15 protein-coding genes are annotated in these 15,622 nt (G+C 65.5%); 4 read left to right on the top strand and 11 right to left on the bottom strand.

The window, feature by feature from the left end; translation table 11 throughout:
- Positions 1 to 82 precede the first annotated feature (82 nt).
- On the top strand, positions 83 to 1,483 hold the full coding sequence (locus GAK28_RS04090) for a TIGR03013 family XrtA/PEP-CTERM system glycosyltransferase (protein ID WP_291775412.1): 1,401 nt from the start codon (positions 83 to 85) through the stop codon (positions 1,481 to 1,483).
- On the opposite strand, the gene GAK28_RS04085 is transcribed toward GAK28_RS04090, so the two are convergent.
- The gene (locus tag GAK28_RS04085; protein ID WP_291775409.1) at positions 1,480 to 2,121 is read right to left on the bottom strand and encodes a J domain-containing protein; all 642 of its coding nucleotides are present in this window, start codon (positions 2,119 to 2,121) and stop codon (positions 1,480 to 1,482) included. The genes GAK28_RS04090 and GAK28_RS04085 overlap by 4 nt on opposite strands.
- 97 nt (positions 2,122 to 2,218) lie before the next feature.
- Between GAK28_RS04085 and GAK28_RS04080 the strand changes: the two genes are divergently transcribed.
- Positions 2,219 to 2,917 carry a hypothetical protein gene (locus GAK28_RS04080; protein ID WP_291775406.1) on the top strand — a complete coding sequence of 233 codons (699 nt, stop codon included), beginning with the start codon at positions 2,219 to 2,221 and terminating at the stop codon, positions 2,915 to 2,917.
- Between the two features lie 1,088 nt (positions 2,918 to 4,005).
- Here GAK28_RS04080 and GAK28_RS04075 read toward each other — a convergent pair.
- The 5 genes from GAK28_RS04075 to GAK28_RS04055 form a co-directional block, all read right to left on the bottom strand.
- Positions 4,006 to 4,731 (bottom strand): TorF family putative porin, encoded by a 726-nt coding sequence (locus GAK28_RS04075; protein ID WP_291775403.1) that lies wholly within the window; start codon positions 4,729 to 4,731, stop codon positions 4,006 to 4,008.
- Positions 4,732 to 4,850: 119 nt separating this feature from the next.
- The gene (locus GAK28_RS04070; protein ID WP_291775400.1) at positions 4,851 to 4,985 is read right to left on the bottom strand and encodes a hypothetical protein; all 135 of its coding nucleotides are present in this window, start codon (positions 4,983 to 4,985) and stop codon (positions 4,851 to 4,853) included.
- 95 nt (positions 4,986 to 5,080) lie between these two features.
- Positions 5,081 to 5,989, bottom strand: coding sequence for an AraC family transcriptional regulator (locus tag GAK28_RS04065; RefSeq protein ID WP_291775396.1), 909 nt, complete (start codon positions 5,987 to 5,989; stop codon positions 5,081 to 5,083).
- A gap of 89 nt (positions 5,990 to 6,078) precedes the next feature.
- On the bottom strand, positions 6,079 to 6,693 hold the full coding sequence (locus GAK28_RS04060; RefSeq protein ID WP_291775393.1) for an OmpW family outer membrane protein: 615 nt from the start codon (positions 6,691 to 6,693) through the stop codon (positions 6,079 to 6,081).
- A 96-nt stretch (positions 6,694 to 6,789) separates the two neighbouring features.
- Positions 6,790 to 7,530: a cyclic nucleotide-binding domain-containing protein gene (locus GAK28_RS04055; protein WP_291775390.1), complete on the bottom strand. Its 741-nt coding sequence runs from the start codon at positions 7,528 to 7,530 to the stop codon at positions 6,790 to 6,792.
- A 209-nt stretch (positions 7,531 to 7,739) separates the two neighbouring features.
- Between GAK28_RS04055 and GAK28_RS04050 the strand changes: the two genes are divergently transcribed.
- Positions 7,740 to 8,087: a carboxymuconolactone decarboxylase family protein gene (locus GAK28_RS04050; RefSeq protein ID WP_291775388.1), complete on the top strand. Its 348-nt coding sequence runs from the start codon at positions 7,740 to 7,742 to the stop codon at positions 8,085 to 8,087.
- A gap of 438 nt (positions 8,088 to 8,525) precedes the next feature.
- Here the strand turns inward: GAK28_RS04050 and GAK28_RS04045 are convergent, their stop codons facing one another.
- Both GAK28_RS04045 and GAK28_RS04040 read right to left on the bottom strand, forming a co-directional pair.
- Complete coding sequence (locus GAK28_RS04045; RefSeq protein WP_291775385.1) at positions 8,526 to 8,831, bottom strand: hypothetical protein; 306 nt, start codon at positions 8,829 to 8,831, stop codon at positions 8,526 to 8,528.
- Complete coding sequence (locus GAK28_RS04040) at positions 8,831 to 9,118, bottom strand: hypothetical protein (RefSeq protein ID WP_291775384.1); 288 nt, start codon at positions 9,116 to 9,118, stop codon at positions 8,831 to 8,833. Before GAK28_RS04040 ends, GAK28_RS04045 begins: the two co-directional genes overlap by 1 nt.
- 703 nt (positions 9,119 to 9,821) lie before the next feature.
- Here GAK28_RS04040 and GAK28_RS04035 point away from each other — a divergent pair.
- Complete coding sequence (locus GAK28_RS04035; RefSeq protein WP_291775381.1) at positions 9,822 to 11,126, top strand: NAD(P)/FAD-dependent oxidoreductase; 1,305 nt, start codon at positions 9,822 to 9,824, stop codon at positions 11,124 to 11,126.
- A gap of 253 nt (positions 11,127 to 11,379) precedes the next feature.
- Here GAK28_RS04035 and GAK28_RS04030 read toward each other — a convergent pair whose 3' ends face one another.
- Genes GAK28_RS04030 through GAK28_RS04020 form a run of 3 tightly spaced genes read right to left on the bottom strand, consistent with a single transcriptional unit; the run spans position 11,380 to position 15,604 of the window.
- Positions 11,380 to 12,495 carry a GNAT family N-acetyltransferase gene (locus tag GAK28_RS04030; protein WP_291775378.1) on the bottom strand — a complete coding sequence of 372 codons (1,116 nt, stop codon included), beginning with the start codon at positions 12,493 to 12,495 and terminating at the stop codon, positions 11,380 to 11,382.
- Positions 12,492 to 14,042, bottom strand: coding sequence for an oligosaccharide flippase family protein (locus GAK28_RS04025; RefSeq protein ID WP_291775375.1), 1,551 nt, complete (start codon positions 14,040 to 14,042; stop codon positions 12,492 to 12,494). Before GAK28_RS04025 ends, GAK28_RS04030 begins: the two co-directional genes overlap by 4 nt.
- Positions 14,039 to 15,604, bottom strand: coding sequence for a hypothetical protein (locus GAK28_RS04020; protein WP_291775371.1), 1,566 nt, complete (start codon positions 15,602 to 15,604; stop codon positions 14,039 to 14,041). The genes GAK28_RS04025 and GAK28_RS04020 overlap by 4 nt, the downstream gene beginning before the upstream one ends.
- Between the last annotated feature and the right edge of the window lie 18 nt (positions 15,605 to 15,622).

The following is a 15,622-nucleotide window of genomic DNA, read 5'->3' as shown; positions in this document are numbered from 1 at the left end:
AGCCGCACGGAAGCCGTAACGTGCAATCGACACATGCCCGTCAGGCCCCTAACGTCGTTTCGACGATGAAGGGGACCTACCGATGATCCGCCTGTTCCGGCAACCCATCCTGCGCTGGATCACCTTGCTCGCGGTATGCGAACTGGGCCTGCTTGCGCTATCGCTGCAACTGGCGACGCTGATCCGCTTCGCACCCGCGCCCGAGGAACTGACCGCCTCACCGGCCCTGCTCGCCGGCCGCGCCGCGATGTTCGCGCTGGCGATTCTCCTTGGCATGGCGGCGCTCGGCGAATACCGGGCCAACCTGCGCATGAGCTGGCGAGGCCAGATCGCGCGTCACGCCATCGCCTTCGCCCTCGGTGGCCTTGCACTGGTGGTGGGCTATTACGTGATTCCACACGCCTACGTCGGACGCGGCGTGTTCGGCATCGCGCTGGTCATCGGCTTCCTAGCCACGGCCGCGTTCCGCGGGCTGTTCATGCGCCTGGTGGAACTGGAAGCCCTTAAGCGGCGCGTCATCGTGCTCGGCGCGGGCGAGCGCGCAGCACAGATCCACAATCGCATGCGCCGCCGATCCGACCGTCGCGGCTTCTGCCTGCTCGGTTATATGCCGGGTGCCAACGAACAGTTACGCGTCCCCACCGAACTCCTCATCTCACGCGACACCGCGCTCACCGACCTCGTCCGCCGCCAGCGCGTCGACGAGATCGTGGTCGGCGTGGACGATCGGCGCGGCAGCCTGCCGATGGACGACCTGCTTGCCTGTCGCCAGCTGGGCGTGCAGATCACCGACCTCACCACCTTCGTCGAGCGCGAAGCCGGTCGAGTGCAGCTGACCATGCTCGATCCATCCTGGCTGGTGTTCTCCGGCGGCTTCAACGCATCCCCGCTGGCGTTGTTCGTCAAACGCGCCTTCGACATCCTCGCCTCGCTCGCAATCGCCCTGCTCTGCTGGCCCTTGATGCTGGGTGTCGTGCTGGCCATTCGCCTCGAATCCGGCGCGGGGCAGCCCATCCTCTACCGTCAGGAACGCGTCGGCGAGCATGGGCGCGTGTTCTGGCTGTACAAATTCCGCAGCATGCGCACCGACGCCGAAATGGACGGCGTGGCACGCTGGGCCAAGGCCAACGACGACCGCGTCACCCGCGTGGGGCGAATCTGCCGCAAGCTGCGCTTCGACGAGCTGCCGCAGCTGTGGAACGTGGTCCGCGGCGACATGAGCATCGTGGGGCCGCGTCCGGAACGACCGCAATTCGTGTCCGACCTGGAAAACAAGATCCGCTATTACGGCCTGCGCCACAGCATCAAGCCCGGTCTCGCTGGCTGGGCGCAGCTTTGCTATTCGTACGGAGCCTCGGAGGAAGATGCCGCCGAGAAACTGAAGTACGACCTGTTCTACGTAAAGAACCACAGCCTCTTCCTCGACCTGGTGATCCTGATCGAGACGGTGGAAGTGGTGCTGTTCGGTCGCGGCGCGCGTTAACGGGGCATGCGCGTCGTGGGCGCATGCAGGGGATTCCATGGCGAACTGTACCAGTCGCTGACCGAGCCCCGATCAAACGCTATCCATGAAGCGCCGTATTCCCAGCGCAGTTCGCCACGCCGGGTTGGCTCGCCTTCGACGTGGCGTACCTCGTCCATGCTCATGCCGGCATGCAGTTCATCCGTCGCCACGGGCGTATTCGCTCGTGCCACGGTCACCACGTCATCGGGTGTCGCCACCTCGGGTGTCGTCGACGGAAACAGCGCCGCGCCCAGCACGACGATACCCAGAAGGATGGATACCACCAACAGCTTCGACGATGCCTTGCGCACGGGTCGCTTATCCGGAAGGAAGGCCGCATCCTCCTGCGTGGCGACGCGTCGCGGTGTCGCCCGCCACTCGGCCACGCCTCCGGGCAAGCGGCCGTGCCGTCGATGGAACGCCATGGCGGCGTCGTACTGGGCGGTAAGGCGTTGCAGGCGTTCGGCGGCAAGCACCTGCGCCCGCTCGCCGCGACGACGGTCGGGATGCCAGTGCGCCACGTAACGCCGATAGGCGAGCCGGAATTCGTCCAACGAGCAATCGGGCCGCAGGCGCAGCATGCCGTACAGTTCGAGAAAGTCGGTTTCGTCGGCCATGTGGCGTCCCCTGCGCGCATCGCCTTGCTTCACGTGAAGCGTGTCCCAGGCGCGAACGCCTGGCAAGTACGACTTTTGGAGAGTCACCGTGCGACCGATGTCCTTTCTTCTTCTCGGCCTGCTGTCCCTGCCCGTCCAGGCCACCGATGCGCCCAGCTCACTCGGTGCCCATGTCTTCGTCGGTCAACCCGAGGGATTAGGCGCCAACCCGGCGACAACGCCGGCCGTCGCCACACAGGGGGCCGGTAGCGTCTTCATCGCCTTCAACGCCGGTTACGCCGACAACACGGCGACACCTACGGACAACTACCGCAATCGCTGGAAACCGCTCGACGGCGGCCAGACCTATGCGGGCTATGGCGGTGCGTTCATGGTCAGGCCGTATGTACTCGTCGGCGGCCAGGGTGGCCCGGCACATAGCGTGTCGATCGCGAAAGACGGCCATCCGTCGGGCGAACTGTCGCTGTCCTTCGTCGAGGTAATCCATGCGAATCGCGTGGTAGCCGTCGCACGAAACTACGCATCAGCCGCCGACACGGTGTCGAGCGACACCATCGACGTGGATGGACCGGCCACGCTGCTGGCCTTCTGGTGGGGCGATGGCGGGGTGAAACGCATGGATGTGGCACCCGACGACGGCTTCCAGGTCATCGACACCTTTACCCGGCTTCCGGACGAGAGCGGCGTGCAGGGCGTGGTCGCCTGGAAGCAGGTCGAACACGCGGGACGCTACCGCGTGCGCTGGCATGTCACGCCCGAACAAGGGGCGGCCTTGTGGCTGATCGCGATCCGTTGATGGAAGCGGACACGATTCACCCGCATCCGGACGCCAGCCGCGAGCAGCGGCGCGGGCAGGTAGAGGCATCGTGAATCCCTGCGCTCCGAAGCGTCCGAAAATGGACGATCGCGCCTACAACCACCGACCTATTTTCCCTTTGGGCACAAACGGATAGCCTGAAACCTCGACACCACGCACAGCCTTTCCGCGGAGCGCAGGACATCTCAGCGGACAGAGGACTCGGGGTGGTAGACCAGGGATGGCCTCCGGAGTGGAGACGCCCTTTCGCGCTCAGGATCGCAGGCAAGCGGAGCGGAAAGACCAAGGTGGTGTCGAGGTGAGGGATGGGAAGTGGTAGGGCAACGGCACCCCCGGGGGGTGCCGTTGTTTTATCCCCGCATCGGACAGAAGGCCCCCTGTCCGATGCGGGGAACTGCAGGCAAAAGCCGATGCAACAGCGTCGCGGTGCTGGTGAACCGGGGCGCTGGGTTCCTGTTTTCACAGGAACGACGAGCAAGCGAGCCGTCGTTCCAGCGCACGCTGGAACCCAGCGCGAGGCAATCGGTTGTCGCCTCGCGGCCTCCTACGTAACGCCGATGCAACACCCTCGCGGTCCTGGCGAACCGGGGCGCTGGGTTCCTGTTTTCACAGGAACGACGAGCTCGCGATCCGTCGTTCCAGCGCACGCTGGAACCCAGCGCGGGGCGGTTGGTTGTCGCGTCGCGGTCTCCTACGCCAAAGCCGATGCGACGCCCTCGCGGTGCTGGTGAGCTGGGGCGCTGGGTTCCTGTTTTCACAGGAACGACGAGCTCGCGATCCGTCGTTCCAGCGCACGCTGGAATCCAGCGCGAGGCAATCGGTTGTCGCCTCGCGGCCTCCTACGTAAAGCCGATGCAGCGCCCTCGCCGTGCTGGCAAACCGGGGCGCTGGGTTCCTGTTTGCACAGAAACGACGAGCTCGCGATCCGTCGTTCCAGCGCACGCTGGAACCCAGCGCGAGGCAATCGGTTATCGCCTCACGGCCTCCTACGCACAAGCCGATGAGGCGCCCTCGCGGTACTGGTGAACCGGGGCGCTGGGTTCCTGTTTTCACAGGAACGACGAGGGTCAGAACGTGGCCTTGATCCCCGCGACCAGGTGCGCATGGTAGATATCGCCCGACGCATGCGTATCGGTGTTCCAGTAACGCAGATCGAGCGACACGTGCGGTTCGAACTGCCAGGTCACGCCGGCGCTCCATGTCGCATAGACGAAGCTCGCACCCGAACCATCTTCACGCAAGGACGCATGCGCTTCCTGCTGCCTTCCGTACGCGGCCGATACCGACCAGTTATCGCGGAACGTCCACGCGGCGCTGAACTCACCGTAGTTGGCCTTGCGCACGATGCCTGGGAAGTTCGGCGAATGATAGGCGGCCACACCCAGCGTCACCGGGCCGAACGCGCGCGATGCTTTCGCATACCACTCCACATAGGTCTCGCGCATCGCGCGCGGCTGGTGCATGTACCCGTAGCGGATGTAGCCCAGATCCAGGTCGAATCCCGCCACATGCGGACGCCAGCCGCCGTACACGTCGTACTCCTGGTCCGTGGAGCGATCACCCGACGGCGAAAAATCCACATTCGAGGTCCAGGCTCCGACATAGAGACTGCTCTTCCACGTGGCATCGACGCCCGCGAAGCCGGACGAACGCCGGTTGGTCTGGCTGATGCCGCGAAAGATGTAATCGGACTGGGCGCCGACGTTGCCGGTCACCTGCCAGTCGTCGGCGGCGTGGACACAGGGAGACATCGCCGCGACAGCGGCGAACAAGGCGATACGGGTGTGCTTCATGGTCATCCACAAGTGATGACGCGACCGCAGGGCGATCGCGCCGGAAAGGATGACCCGGCATGCTAGGCATGCCCGTCTATGGACGGCGCCGTATTCGCGCCACCGGTATCAAGGCGCCGTCAAGACGCCTGGAATGCCCAGTGCAGCAGCATGTAGAGGGCGGCCGCGACCACCGTCAGCTTGACGACGATATCCGCCCGCTTCCACGCGGAAGGGGCCTGGGCGATACGTACCCTGGGTGGTTGCTGAGTCATGCTGTCCTCCACATCGTCGATACCGGTGCAGGCTTAACGGCCAGCGATGCCGGATCCTTTAATCCCCTGCCCCCGCACTACCCGGGAAACGCCTGCTACGCCTCCCGGCGATAGCGGGCCGGCGTGAAGCCCATCACGCGGGTGAAGGCCTTGCCGAAGGCCGACTCCGAGCGATAACCGACCCGGTCGGCCACCGCACCGGCCGTGAGGCTGGTCCGCCGCAACAAGTCTCCCGCAAGTTGCATGCGCAGCAGCGTCAAGGTTTCGTGAGGCGACATGCGCGCTTTCGCCTCGAAATGGCGGGCGAAGGTCGCCCGCGACATCGCCGCCAGCTCGGCCAGGGCGGCCACCGACCACTCGCGTTCAGGTTCGCGCAGCATCGCCGTGACGGCACGGGCCAAGCGCGGATCGCCAAGCAAGGCCAGGAACGACGGCGCGAGCTGCGCACCTTCCAGATGTTCGCGCAGGGCGAACACGAACAGCGTCTGGGTCAACGCCGTGACGATGCTGATTGCGCCCGGCGGCTGCCGCGCGACTTCGTCGCGAAGGATCGCCACAATGCCGGCCAACGCCCCCATGCCGTGTGCGGCCGCGAGGTTGACGTGGATGGCGTCCGGCAGGCTGGCGAACAGCCAGCGGGCCATGGCAGGGTCCAGCGTCACGCGGCCGCAGAGCAGGTCCAACTCCACCCCGGCATCGTTGCGCCGCACCGGCATCGCGCCGTCCGTCTCCGTCCGGATGGCGCTCGGCACGCCCTTGCCGTGCGGGTCGCGCAGGCGGTGGCTGCGTCCATGCGGCAGCACCACCAGGTCACCGGCGCGCAGGCGCATGGGGGCGACGCCAGGCAGTTCCATATCCACCTCGCCGGACAGCACGAGGTGGAACGGCGCGATACCCGTCGGCATGTCGTCGTGGTCGATCTGGTAAGCGCCCCCGAGCTGGCAGCGCAGATCGGGAACGCCCTGCATGCGTGCAAGGTCGAGCACGCGGGTCAAAGCATCCATGGGAGCGTGTCTGATGGAGGGCGGCGAGAGTATCCGCCCGGCATCGGGCCGTGACAACGCCGTCCTGGCGAAACCCGCCACCCCCACGATCACAGCCGGTAACCGAAGCTGAAGCCGTACACCCAAGGATCGACGTGCGCGGTGCCCACGCGGGTACCGTCCACCTTCACCTTGGCGTCGATGTTGATATAGCGGGCATCGACGATGAAGCTCCAGCGGTCGTCCAGCGCAACCTCGACACCGCCGTGCCAGGCCACGCCCCAGCTGCTGCCGACATCCACGTTGGCGCCTTCCAGCGCGTTGCGACCCTTGGCGTCGAAGAAACGCGTGTAGTTCACGCCGACACCGAGGAACGGGGTGACCTTGCTCTCGGGCAGGAAGCGGTAATTCACACCGAGCACGGGTGGCAGCTGCTTCACGCTGACCGCGCTCTGCCCGGCGAGGCGCACGCGGTGCTGGAACGGCACGGCGGCCAGGGCCTCCACGCTCCAGTTCGGCGTGAAACGGTACTCGACGCTGAGCGTCGGGCGGGTGCTATTTGTGGTGCTCGACTTCATCCCGGCGATACGGCCGGTATCCGATTTTGGATCGACCACGTGCGCGCCAAAATGCAGCAGCCAGGGCGATTCGACGGTCTGCGCGAGGACGGCGGCGGGCGCCAGGCACAGCAGGCTGGCGGCGGCGAGGGACTTCAGGTGACGCATGGGGAATACTCCTTGGGGACACGTCCCGGCCATCGACGGCCGGACATGACCAGCGTAGGTAGCCGCCCTGCCGCGGTTACTGATCTGGGTCAGTTTTCAGATGGATGCGTCGGCGTCCGCCGAGCGGCACAGCGCAGCCAGCGCGTCGTGACGGAGGATGCGAACGGATCGACCGCTCACCGAGAGGATGCCCTCGTCCTCCATGCGCCCCAACGCCCGGCTCACGGTCTCTACGGCGAGGCCGAGGTAGTTCGCGATGTCGGAACGTGGCATCGGCAGCTTCAGGAAGTCGGCTTGCCGCGACAACCTGCCATGCCGTTCCACCATGCCGCGCAGGAACAGCGCGACACGGGCCACGGCCTGCTGGCGGCCCATGGCGACGGCATGTTCCTGCTCGGCGGCGACTTCGCGGCCAAGCACGCGCATGAGGCCGCGTTGCAGCGTGGGCACTTCTTCGAGCACGTCTTCCATGCGTTCGAAGGGCACTTCGCAGAACGTCGAGGATTCCAGCGCCACCGCTTCGGTACGGTGACGGTCGTCGAGCAGGCCGTCGATACCGATCACTTCGCCCGGCAAGCCGAAGCCGATCACCTGGTGGGCACCATCGGCGTCGACCACGGCGGTGCGCACCGCGCCGGAGCGCAGCACGAAGAGCGACTGGAAGGGCTGGCCCTGGCGGAACAGGGTTTCGCCGCGCGCCAGGTTGCGTTGCTGGCGGCGGGTGAGCCGGTCGAGCCGGGCGAGTGCGTCGGCGTCGGCGCCCGCTGGCAGGCAAAACTCGTGGAGTCCGCAATCCGCGCAGCCGTGGCGCGGGGCGGACAGATCCATCCCTGACATGAGACCTCCGTATGATGATAAGCGACATCTGAGGCTAGCATTCGGTTTTGTAACGGTTTCCTAAGCGTCAGGCGCCTGCGACATTCTGTACGGTGAGACGTAGGAGCCATAATCTGAGCCAAAAACGTATTCATCCGATCAGGGGATCGGCGCATCCTAGGTTTCATCGGAGGGCGCATGCCGCGACTTCCCGCACTGGAGTAAGGACCATGCTCGACTGGCTCGAATACCGTAAGGAACTCACTGGCCGCATCGGCGAGATCGGCAAGCTCAGCCCCGGCACCACGCAGGGCTACGCGATGTTGTCGGGTGCCGGCGCCAAGACGAATCACCTGGATGCCAAGACGCGCGAACTGATCGCGTTGGCCGTGGCGGTCACCACGCATTGCGATGACTGTATCACGGTGCATACGGGTGAGGCGTTGAAGCACGGGGCGACGAAGGAGGAGATTGCCGAGGCCTTGGGTGTGGCGGTGAGCCTGAATGCGGGTGCGGCTTTGGTGTATTCGGCGCGCGTGATGGATGCGTTCGAGCAGCATTCGAAGGCGTCGTCGTGACGTTGGGCGTGTCGCGCTGTTGAAGAGGTTGGCTGCTTCGTAGGGTGGGCTCGCCTTTGGCATCGCTTGCGGCGCTCGGGCGTGGCTGGGGGAGCCGTCGGGCCGCCGCCGGGGCGCGCCGGCTCCGCCGTCCCTCGGGAAAGGAGGGCCGCTGCGCGGCCCGTGTTTTATGGCTTCGCCCCTTCGGGCTCAGGCAGGTGGTCGGGATTTTTCGACTCGACATTCTGTCTCGGCGAAAAAGGTCGGTCCTCCTGACCGGCCCCGCTGCGCGGTCTTGTCCGACCACCTACCCTCGGCTCCTCAAGTCGCGCCCCGGCGGCGGCCCGACGGCTCTCCGAACGGTGAGGCACCCTGGCCCGCTTTCGCGGAACCACTGTAGGAGCGCGCTTGCGCGCGATGGGTGCTCGCGGCAACCTGGCATCGCGCGCAAGCGCGCTCCTACAGTTCGGGTTCCCGAGAAATGAACCACATCCAGATCGCGCCCAGTGTCGAGCCGATCAGCAATGCGCCGGAGAATTCCAGCCAGTTATCCGGCCATTCGTACTGGTGGGGACGCAGATCATAGCGACCGGCGAAACTGCCTAGCGCGAAGGCGGCGACAATGAAGGCGATCAAGGAAATCCCGGTAAATACTTTCGCGCCGATCGCCAACGAACAATGCTGATAGCGGCGCGCGATGAAGATCAGCGCATTGATCGGCAGCAGGATCAGCGCAATGGCGATTTCCCATAACTCGATCGTCATCACCCACCCCCCATCGAACGCACCGCGTCCCACATGCGTCGCGCATTCGCCTGCTTCGTGCATTGCAAGCTCATGCGATGCAGCAGGTTCACCCCTGCCATCGCCCGCGTGAGATACCGTCGATTCGGCACCTCGTTCTCACACATGTATTCCGTAAGCAATGCCTGCATCGCTTCGGCATACGCCTGCATCGACGTGGCATCGTTCATCAACACATCCACGCTCGCCTCGGTATCCAGGGCAAAGCTGCCCTCCCCAAGGACGCTATCGTCTTTCGGTTCGCTCATAACTCACTCCATGTGCGCCGCCTCCGAGGTGGGGCATGCCTCCCGACATGCCCCCATCGCTCGGCGACAGGAAGCCCTGCGGTCGTTCCTCGTGGAAAGACCGGGCGGCATTACGCTTCTGGGAATACGACGTCAGTTCGTCCCAGCCGGACACACGGCAACGCGCCGGGTGGTCACGGCAAGAAAAAACTCATGAGAAAAACGGACGTCGCGGCGCGTCAGACGCGGCTGGAAGGATTCCAGGCCGCTCGATGACCACTCGCGGGAAGGTCGCTCGCAAGCGACGGGCGTGAGAATGCCGTACGATTGAGGGTATCCATGGTCAACTGTCTCTTAGTTGGTTGTGGCTAGCTACCCCTTTGGTGTTACAGCACCGGGGGGTAGCGCTTCTCACCGCCTTGGTGAGCAATGGTTGCCTGCGAGGACGTTTTGCATCGGAAGCGCAAGCAACGTGAACAACGCTAGCAGAACGATGCTGGGTTGTCTGTAGTCCTGAGCATTTCCGCCACCTTCGCATTGCTCCGCACCCACTCATTTTGTAGGAGCGCGCTTTCGCGCGATGCAGGGTGACCGCCAGCACCCATCGCGCGCAAGCGCGCTCCTACAGATAAGCCCATGTGAGCATCATTCGCCAGAGCGGACTCGCGTTCGGCTGCCAACGTCTCATATGCTGGGCACATCCCCTCCCCCGGAGATGTTCCTCATGGCATCAACGAAGCAAACGACGCGTCATCGCATCGTGATCGTCGGCGGTGGCGCCGCCGGCATCGAACTGGCGACGCGGCTGGGCAAGCAAGGTGACGCGGAGGTCACCCTGGTCGATCGCGACGCCAGCCACTTCTGGAAACCACGGCTGCACGAGCTGGCGGTGGGTTTGTTAGGTGATGGTGAAGAGGCGGTGCCGTTCCTCGCGCATGGGCATGCGCACGGCTACCGCTATGTGCCTGGCGCCTTGCGCAAGGTGGATACGGAGGCGAAGACCCTCGATCTCGATGCGGTGCGGATTCCGCATTCGGACGAGACCGTGCTGCCGGCGAGGCAGTTGGGTTATGACACGCTCGTGCTGGCCTTCGGTAGCCGGGTGAACGACTTTGGTACGCCGGGTGTACTGGAGCATTGCGACATGCTCGATAGTCCGGCGCAGGCGACGGATCTGCGTCGGCGCATTCTCGCCCTCGCCTTCCGCACGGCGGGCGATCCGACGCGGCGCATCCGTATCGGTATCGTGGGTGCGGGCGCCACGGGTGTGGAGCTGGCGGCGGAGTTGCATCACGCGTTCAACGACATGCATCGGTATGGCGGGCTCGATCCGGCGTCCAAGCTGGATATCACCCTGATGGACATGGCGCCGCGCGTACTGCCTGCCGTGGATCCGCGTACGTCGGCTACCGCACAGCACGTGCTGGAGCGGATGGGTGTGCATATACGTACGGGTGTGGGTGTGAAGGCGGTGGTCGATGGGGCGTTCGAGCTGAACGATGGTAGCCGTGTCGATTGCGATATCCAGGTGTGGGCGGCGGGTGTGGTCGGCCATGACATGGTGAAGGAGCTGGGGCCATTTCAGCTGTCGAAGGATCGTCGCATCCTGGTCGATGGGACGCTGGCGGCGAAGGGTGTGAAAGATATCTACGCCATTGGCGATTGCGCCTGGGCACCGACGTCGGCGGATGGCCCGCCCGTGCCGCCCACCGCGCAGGCCGCGCATCAGCAGGCGACGTATCTTGCGCGGGCGATTCCCCGGGCGCTACGTGGTGAGAAAGTCGATCCGTTCGTTTACCACTCCAAGGGCACCTTGGTGTCGCTGGGCGTTCGACAGGCGACGGGCGAAGTGCCGTCGGGTGGCAAGGGGCGTTCGGTGATTCCGATGCGGGGGTGGTTTGCGAAGATGCTTTATGTGTCGCTTCAGCATATGCATCGGGCCACGTTGCATGGGTGGCCGCGAGCGATGGCGTTGTGGCTGGCGGATTGGTTGCGGAATACGACGTTGCCGCCGGTGAAGTTGCATTGATGTTGTTGCGCGGGGTGAAGAGCCGATGGGGTTTCTTCGCGATAACCGGGTATCGGCGCGCTGGATTCCTGCGTTCGCAGGAATGACGGGGCGGTAGGTGGTGGCACGTACCAGGATTCCTCTCGTCGCTCCTGCGAAAGCAGGAGCCTAGCGCCTTGTATATGGGCGAAGCGAAGAACCGATGCGGCGCTTTTGCGACAACCCACCACTGAGGCGCTGGATTCCTGCGTTCGCAGGAATGACGGGGGTGTGGTCAGCTGCGTTCGCGTATGCGGCGCAGGCCCTGGTACATCCATCGCGCCGGGCCGTACATGTGGAACCCCATCGTGGCCGGGCCGATGCGTACGACGTAGAGCGATCCGCAGGGCTCGCCGCGACTGGCGAGGAGGCGTTTGTACTGGTTGTCGCCGTAGCCGAAGCTGATGCGCTCACCGGGGTACGTGTCCATGATGCCGCGAATGGCCTGAAACACGGCGACGGAGCCGATGCCGACTTTCGCCACGTCTTCGTCGTAGCCGAGGTCTTCTACCAGGTAGGTGCCACCTAGCCGGTAGCCATGCACGTAGGCGAGCGGCCTGCCCTCGCGGAGGACGATGTGGCCGACGATCTGTCCGGCGGCCGCGAGGCGTTCGAACAGTGCGACGCGTGCGGGTGCCTGCCAGTGGATCGGTAGCTCGGCGTGATGCCAGGTGCGGGCGTAGGCTTCGTCGAGCAGGCGGCAATAGTCGGCCATCTGGTCGGGTCGGGTGTAGACGTGCAGCGCCGCGTCGCCGCCGAGCTTGCGATAGGCACGCCCTACCCGCTGCACCTGGTCGGTGCGCTTCTTCTTGTCCAGCGTGGCGAGCCATGCGTCGGACGACGGCTGCGGATCGATGAGCCAGTGCGTTTGTTCGCGCAGGTGCGCGGCGACGAGGCGGAAACCGCCATGCGTCGCGAGGGCGTTGGCCAGGCTGTCGGGCAGCATGGCTTCCTGGATACGAAGCACACGCAGCGCCCGCTCTGCCGCAAGGTGGGTAGCGATGGCATCACTGACCTGCTTGCGTAGCGATGCCGACGCGACCACGCCTGAACCCAGCAATCGCAGCGCCGCGCCTTTGTATAGATCCAGTCGTCGCCCGGCCAGATCCAGGCGGGCTATGTGGGGCGCGGATAGCAGCGGCGCATAGCCGACGATATCGCCGCCTTCGTCACGCGCCACGACCACGTACGGCTGTGTGCCATCGTCGCGTCCATCGATCTCGTAGGCGATCCAGTCCGGGTGCTGGACAATCGAGGACGCATGACCCTGGCCTTCGGCCAGGGTCGCCATGGCGTCACGCGTGGCACGCAGGTCGTCACGCGTGCGCAGGATGTCGCAAACGAGGCTCATCGCCCGGCGACCTCCACTGTGGCGGGACGCACCACGGCGAGAATGCGCAGCAGCACGCGTCCTGGCGCGCCGAGGCGGCGGCCCAGGCCTTCCATCAATTGCAGGTCATCGCGCGTCCAGTAGCGCACGAGTGCGCTGCCGGGCAGGTACACCGCCAGGAAGGCCATCGCACCCAGGAGGAAACCCCAGCGCGACGGCGTCGCGGCGGTCGCGGCCCACGCGGCGGCCGTGGCGATGAGGCCAACGGCGAACAGGCGCGACATGGCCGCCAGCGGCAGCCCGCCGTTGGTGGCCTTGCGCAGGTAGTGCACGGCCAGGGCCATTTCGACGATGCGGGTGGCGGCGTAGGTCGTCACCGCCCCGGGCAGACCGAAGGGTGGAATCAGTGCCACGCCGAGCACGGCATTGGCGACCAGGGCGACCACGGCGATGCGGATGCGGTCGTCCTGGCGGTCCACCACGGTCTGGAAGGCGGCGATGCCATTGCCGATGAGCAGCAGGCCACCGAGCACCAGCGTGGCTTCGATGGCGGGGATCGCGGCGACATAGCGATCGCCGTACATCAGGCGCACGATCTCGGGCGTGGTGACCACGCCGAGGCCGGCGATGGCCAGGCCCATCGCCCAGTAAAAGCGCGTGGCCTCGGAGAGGAAGCGTGCAGCACGCGCGGTGCCATTCTCGCCGTAGGTACGCGCCATGTACGGCAGCAAGGTGGAGGTGAGACCCACGGAGAACAGCTGCACCGCGCCCCGCGTGAGGGTGCCCGCAATGGCGAAGTAGCCTACGGCCACCGAGCCGCTGAAGGTGTTGAGCAGGAAGACCTCGATGGTGCCGAGGCGGAACGAGCCCATCAGCACGAGCGCGGCCGTAAGTTTGAGATGGCGATCCACCCGGCGGTTCACGTCGGCCGGAATGGCACCCGCCGCGAAGGGACGGCAATGGCGACGGAAGACGATGCGGTTGATGAGGTTCAGCACCAGGCAGGCCACGGCGAACAAGCCGACGAAGGCCAGCAGGCCCGCGTGTGCCCACATCGCGGCGAGCACGAGCAGCATGCCGAGCACGCCGCCGGCGACCGTGGCGACGGCTTCCGGCTCGAAGCGCTCCTGTCCCTTGCCGATGGCGACAAGCATGGCGTAGTTGGCCTTCGCGACCACGGCGACCACCACCAGCCCTGCGACGGCAAGCCCATCGGCGGCCCATTCGGCAGGACGCAAAATGGCGACGCCGAGCAGGAACAGCAGTATCACCGCCAGCGAACTCCAGCCCTGGATGCGCGAAAAGCGCGCCGCGAGGTGCGAAGCCAGTCCCGGGTTGCCCATGCCGTCGGCTTCGGCGATGAACTTGGTAGATGACGTGGTCAACGCGTGGTTGGAGCAGACAATGAGCCAGCCGCACAGCCAGATGGTGAAGGCGTAGCGTCCGAAGTCCTGCGGACCCAGCGCGCGGGCGATCCATACGCTCATCAACAGGCCAAGCGCGTACTCGACATAGGTGGACACCATGACGATGCCCACGCTGCGCAGCACGGCGATACGACGATTCATGGCGTCCGCCCCGCACCGGCAGGCTGCCGGATCAGCCATTGGGCGACGCCGGCACCGCGGTTGTTCCAGTTGAACCGGCGCAAGGTGTCGGAGATGGACGCGCACGACAGGCTATAGGACGAGGCGATGGCGTCGAAACGGTGCTTGAAGGTCGCCGCTTCTTTGGCATCCGTCGCGAAGTAATAGGCCGCCGCGACCGGCAGGCCCAGCTCCACCGTGTGGCCGTCGCTGTACCAGCCTTCGGATTCCTGGATCTTCATCAGGGCGTCGTTGGTCGCCTTCGCGGACGACCAGTACCAGGCGATCTGCCCCTGCACCCCCGAGCAACCATTGCGCCAGTCGTGCGGCGACACGAGCAGCGAGGGTGCGATCCAGCCGTAGCGCTCCAGGTAGCGCCCGAAGCCGAGCACCATGTCGGGGATCCGCGGGTCTTTGGTTACCAGCCACGCGTGCCACAAGCCATCGATGATGTTCTCGCTCATCCATGGCGAGCTGCCACGCACATCGTTCGCACCATGCGGGTCGTTTTCGTGGACGTTCCAGCTGTTGCGCCAGGAGCCGTCATCGCCGAGCCCGTCCGGATTGTGCGACTGGTGCTCGCGCAGCCAGCCGATGCGCGCGTCGACACGATCGCGCCAATGGCTGTCGCCGGTCAGCTCATAGGCAGCCACCGTTTCCAGCAAGCCGAGCCCCGCCAAACGCTCGGTGAAGTAGTCGTCGGGGCGGTGGTACGGACCCGGCGCACCGTTCCAGCCGCCGTTGTCCCACAGCGTCGCCATCATCTTCACCAGCGACGCGTCGTGCATGCTGTCGTCGCCGGAGAGGGCCACGGCGAGCAGGATCGACTCGATGTAGACATATTTCACATCGCAGGGCTTGCCGTCGGTGACCCAACCGCCAGGGCAGCGTCCTTCACGGCCGATGCCTTTCATATACCAGCGGTAGCTTTCCTCGGCGGCGGCGAGGTAGTCCGCCCTGCCCGTGCGTACATAAGCTTTGAACAGCGTCGAGGGCCGGTCGAACAACCACGCGGTGGTGTCCTTTACCGGCAGCTCGCGCGCCCAGTGGAACTGGCCGTCCACGTACTTCGCATAGGCCTCGTCACGTGCTGCCACCCGTTGCGGGCCGGCGATCAGCGATGCGGTGAGCCATTCGGGCGTCAGCGTCGCCAACGCCGCTGGCTTGCCATCCACAAGGCCCTGGGCATATGGCCAACCGTCGATGTTCTCCGCACGACGCGTGCCGATGTCGAACGCATAGGAACCTGGCGGGCCATGGAACTGCACGCGCACCGCGCGCAGGCTGCCATCGCGGAAGTGCCAGGTCAGCATGGGTTTCACGCTGGCCGGCACTTCCTTGCCCTTCGCATCGAAGACGCGGATAAGGGCCGGATCGCGAAGCCGTCCCGGTGGCAGTGGGATGCCGACCGAGACGGGGAGATCGCCGCGGGCCCCTGCGAGGCGGGTGACCTCGATGCGATGCTCTGCAGGTGTCTTTTCCTGCGCATGGACCGGCCACGCCCAGGTCGCCAACCCCAGCAGGCAGGCCAGCAGGAAGAGCACATGGCGCGCCGCGGGCGT

The organism is Luteibacter sp. (genome assembly GCF_009912395.1).
Taxonomy (GTDB): domain Bacteria; phylum Pseudomonadota; class Gammaproteobacteria; order Xanthomonadales; family Rhodanobacteraceae; genus Luteibacter.
Note: the sequence above shows the minus strand (reverse complement) of the source record. Positions and strands in the feature narration are given on the sequence as shown.

Excerpts from the sequence above, each read along its gene's own strand:
- GAK28_RS04090 (WP_291775412.1), top strand. The coding sequence starts at position 83 with ATGATCCGCCTGTTCCGGCAACCCATCCTGCGCTGGATCACCTTGCTC.
- GAK28_RS04085 (WP_291775409.1), bottom strand. The coding sequence starts at position 2,121 with ATGGCCGACGAAACCGACTTTCTCGAACTGTACGGCATGCTGCGCCTG.
- GAK28_RS04080 (WP_291775406.1), top strand. The coding sequence starts at position 2,219 with ATGTCCTTTCTTCTTCTCGGCCTGCTGTCCCTGCCCGTCCAGGCCACC.
- GAK28_RS04075 (WP_291775403.1), bottom strand. The coding sequence starts at position 4,731 with ATGAAGCACACCCGTATCGCCTTGTTCGCCGCTGTCGCGGCGATGTCT.
- GAK28_RS04070 (WP_291775400.1), bottom strand. The coding sequence starts at position 4,985 with ATGACTCAGCAACCACCCAGGGTACGTATCGCCCAGGCCCCTTCCGCG.
- GAK28_RS04065 (WP_291775396.1), bottom strand. The coding sequence starts at position 5,989 with ATGGATGCTTTGACCCGCGTGCTCGACCTTGCACGCATGCAGGGCGTT.
- GAK28_RS04060 (WP_291775393.1), bottom strand. The coding sequence starts at position 6,693 with ATGCGTCACCTGAAGTCCCTCGCCGCCGCCAGCCTGCTGTGCCTGGCG.
- GAK28_RS04055 (WP_291775390.1), bottom strand. The coding sequence starts at position 7,530 with ATGTCAGGGATGGATCTGTCCGCCCCGCGCCACGGCTGCGCGGATTGC.
- GAK28_RS04050 (WP_291775388.1), top strand. The coding sequence starts at position 7,740 with ATGCTCGACTGGCTCGAATACCGTAAGGAACTCACTGGCCGCATCGGC.
- GAK28_RS04045 (WP_291775385.1), bottom strand. The coding sequence starts at position 8,831 with ATGACGATCGAGTTATGGGAAATCGCCATTGCGCTGATCCTGCTGCCG.
- GAK28_RS04040 (WP_291775384.1), bottom strand. The coding sequence starts at position 9,118 with ATGAGCGAACCGAAAGACGATAGCGTCCTTGGGGAGGGCAGCTTTGCC.
- GAK28_RS04035 (WP_291775381.1), top strand. The coding sequence starts at position 9,822 with ATGGCATCAACGAAGCAAACGACGCGTCATCGCATCGTGATCGTCGGC.
- GAK28_RS04030 (WP_291775378.1), bottom strand. The coding sequence starts at position 12,495 with ATGAGCCTCGTTTGCGACATCCTGCGCACGCGTGACGACCTGCGTGCC.
- GAK28_RS04025 (WP_291775375.1), bottom strand. The coding sequence starts at position 14,042 with ATGAATCGTCGTATCGCCGTGCTGCGCAGCGTGGGCATCGTCATGGTG.